The sequence below is a fragment of the Bacteroidales bacterium genome (assembly GCA_014860585.1).
Taxonomy (GTDB): domain Bacteria; phylum Bacteroidota; class Bacteroidia; order Bacteroidales; family 4484-276; genus RZYY01.
On sequence record JACZJL010000141.1, the window covers coordinates 1 to 3534 of the forward strand.

A 3534-nucleotide genomic window follows, 5' to 3' on the forward strand; every position below is an offset into this window, starting at 1 on the left:
CTGCAGAATATCAATGCGAGGGATATTACACTTATCATCGGCAAAGACTTGCCCATTGAGATTAAGCAGCAAAAAGAGAGCATGAACGTAAAGTTCAAAGAGCTCGGAGAAACTTTAGCACTGCTTGATGAAAAAGTAAAAAGCGCTCCCAAGCCCGAACCATTTATTCCCCCGGAGGACGACCCTGCTTATGAGGCCATCCGTTGGCGGCGACTTTTGCAGGCATTGAGACACCAGGGTTGTATCCTGTTTATTGGTCCTGAAATTTCGGTGGATAGCCAGGGAAAGTCGTTACATCATGAGTTTTATGTTGATTTGGCTAAAGATTACAGCGAAATTGAATACCTCGAGAATGAAGGATATTTTTCACCGGAGTCAGATGAAATAATCCTGTATGACGTCCTTGATTTCTATAGCAAAGAGTTCCCGAGAAAAAATGTTACCGGCCGCAAAATCCTTGAACAGCTTACCCAGGTTCCTTTCAGCCTTATTATTTCTCTTTGTCCTGACGATACCATTCACAGGGTGTTTACCGATTTTGACCTAAACCATCAGTTCATAGCCTTCAATGGTACGCGCCAGGAAGTAGAACCCATGACACCCGAAAGGCCGGTGGTTTATAATATCCTTGGAAATGCGGCCAATAACGGCAGGTATATTTTTACCCACGAAAACTTTTATCATTACCTCAATAAAGTTTATATCCCCGCCGAGATCAAGAAAAAGATCCAGGACGCCACGCATTATGTGTTCATCGGATTTGACTTCAACAAATGGTACAACCGGTTGTTGCTTTTTATCCTTGAATTTGAGCAGAAGAAAAGTGGCGCTCATCGCATGACCATTGGAAAAAAAGATGTGAAGGAGGACATCGAAAAGTTTATTTCCAAACAATTTAATATCACATTCGTGGACAATGATTACGGTCAGTTTATCCAATGGCTGATTCATAATGTAAACGAAGAAGGCATGCTGCGAAATCTGAATCAGGGTTTCGTACAAAATAGTTTCCTCAAACTAAAAAGTCTCAGCGCCAGAGTAGGTACTGAAGACAATCTGGATGAATTGCTGAAATTAGAAAGCCAGGTTGGTGAGATTGCTTTAAGCATCAAGAAATTTCAACAAAAAATAAACTCCTGACCATGGGAATACGCAGGTATCCGGGCGCAACGCCATTCAGCAGAACTCAGTCCAATATATTCTATGGCAGGGACAAGGATATTGACAAGCTGCTCACTTTGATCCAGGTGGAGAAAAAAGTACTACTTTATTCGAAATCCGGGTTAGGAAAAACCTCGCTGCTCGAAGCTGGCGTGTTGCCCAAACTGCCCAAGAGCTACACCACCATCAGCATCAGGCTTTTTGCTTACAGGCAGGTTTCTAAAACCCCGACAAAAGATGAAAAAAATGAATCGGTTGCTGTAACCCTTACGGAAGATGAAAAAAAAGAACTGAAATCAGAAACACCACTGGAACGAGTGATCAGCGCACTGAAAAAAGTTGTTGATGATTTGGATACACGGAACGACACCATCATAGATCAAATTATTGGCGACAACGAACAAGACAAAACGCTCTGGTACTATTTTAAAAAAGCGCAACTTCTCGCGCAAAAGCCTGATAATGATGATTCGGAAAAAGTATTTACCCTGGTTTTCGACCAGTTTGAAGAACTTTTCTCTTTCCCCAGGAAAGATATTGACGACTTCAAAAACCAGCTTTATGAGTTGACCGAGCTTAAACTCCCCGACCGGGTTGCCGTGCTGATTGCCGAAGGCCGACAAAATAACAGGGAACTATTCAGTCGTGAAACGATCGGACTGTTGCACAAAAAAATCGAGATCAAAACCATTTTCGCCATCCGCTCCGATCGCTTGAGCCTTCTTAATAATCTATCAGATAAGTTACCCGATATCCAAAACACCTTTTACGAGTTACTTCCATTGGATTTTGAACAGGCAAGGCAGGCGATTGTAAATCCAGCCAGTGATGGTGATCCCGGGTTTGAAACCCCACCTTTCACTTTTCACAACGACGCCATCGATAAAATCATCAATGAGTTGAGTGATGGAGGCTCTGACACAATCGAAACTACTCAACTTCAGATTGTATGCCACCGGATTGAAGAAATTGCCGCTGCCAAAACTACTGATGAAAAAAGACAAATTGAAGTGGAAGATCTCCCGGAATTTAAAAATATCTTCCTTAATTTTTACTTCGATTCCATCAACAAGCTGGATGAGGAGAACCAGGATAAAGCAAAGCGGTTGATCGAGGATGAGCTGATTCGCAACCACCAGCGAATTTCGCTGGATCAGGAGATTTGCAAAGAGTACCTTGGTGAGAAAGAATTGCGCGAGCTTGTGGATACCCACCTGTTGCGTGCAGAGCGCAACACCTTCGGTCGGTTCAGCTATGAAATCAGTCACGATACCCTTGTTCAGCCGATCCTTGAATCCCAGAAAGAATACCGAGACGAACTCGAAAGGATTCGGCTCGAAAAGGAGCGTCAGGAAGAATTGCGTAAACTAAAAGAGCAGCAGGAGCTGGAAGCGAGGGAGCGGGAAGCCGAATTGAAGCGTATCCGTGAAGAGCAGGCATTAAAAGAAGCCGAGCGCCAGCGGAAAATCAAACAGCAGAGGAAAACATTGCAGATTGTCAGTATATTTGGGATTATCTCGTTGATTGCAGCTGCATTCGGCTTTTGGCAAATGAATATAGCGAGGGAGCAGGGAGAAATTGCCAGGGATGCCTACAGTAACTTTTTAAAATCCCAGTATGAAAAAAATTTCGACGATGGGAAGGCTTTTGAAAGCAAGGCCAAATATCCGGAAGCAATCGTTCATTTTGAGCAGGCGCTGGAATTCCTCAAACAGGATACTGCAATGAAGCGAATTTATGAACCTGAAGTAATTAAGAGAATCAACATAAGTAAAGATCGGCTGAACTCGAAAAGCAGCCACGATTCCCTTATCAACAGAGCAGATAGTTTCAGGGCACAAAAGGAATACTTGTTGGCGATGGCTGAACTAAATGAAGCGTTCAAGTTAAGTTACGACACTATCGTCGTGCAACAGAAAAGGGCTGACCTATACAGACATGCTGGCATCATATATCAAAAAGACCTTGATGACTACGAGCGTATGTACGATGACCAGTTGGAAGCCCGAACCCGTGAAAAAATTCAACTATTGAATGAGACTTATAATAATATTGACAGATGAAAAAACTACTCATTCTATTCATTGTTTCGCTTTTCTGCGTTCAAATGTCAGCTCAGATAGATGAGTATAATCAACTGATGGAAAAGGGCGAGCATTATTTGAGTGAAAGTGAATACATAGAAGCTTTTGTGTATTTTATGAAAGCCAAAGAAAAAACCATTTTACCGTCAGATGACTCAACGGCGACTGCTAAGCTTGAGAATTGCAGGTTTCTGATCAGCCGTCAGAATATAGATCTGTACCATTCACGCGAAGAAGCAGAAAGACTTCGCAAAAAAGCCGATACAGCCCTTGGTATTGCACAGAGTAT

The 3534-nt window shown here is 42.7% G+C and carries 3 protein-coding genes; all 3 read left to right on the forward strand.

Going from position 1 to position 3534, the window contains the following annotated elements; all coding sequences use genetic code 11:
* Positions 1-1140 (forward strand): SIR2 family protein (locus IH598_14520; GenBank protein MBE0639729.1); only part of this gene is annotated, 1140 nt, incomplete at its 5' end.
* A gap of 2 nt (positions 1141-1142) precedes the next feature.
* Positions 1143-3224 carry a hypothetical protein gene (locus IH598_14525; GenBank protein ID MBE0639730.1) on the forward strand — a complete coding sequence of 694 codons (2082 nt, stop codon included), beginning with the start codon at positions 1143-1145 and terminating at the stop codon, positions 3222-3224.
* A partial coding sequence (locus IH598_14530) for a hypothetical protein (GenBank protein ID MBE0639731.1) occupies positions 3221-3534 on the forward strand: 314 nt, incomplete at its 3' end. The genes IH598_14525 and IH598_14530, both read left to right, overlap by 4 nt.

Bases quoted from the DNA above. Each gene is read 5' to 3' on its own strand.
- IH598_14525 (MBE0639730.1), top strand. From the start codon at position 1,143: ATGGGAATACGCAGGTATCCGGGCGCAACGCCATTCAGCAGAACTCAG.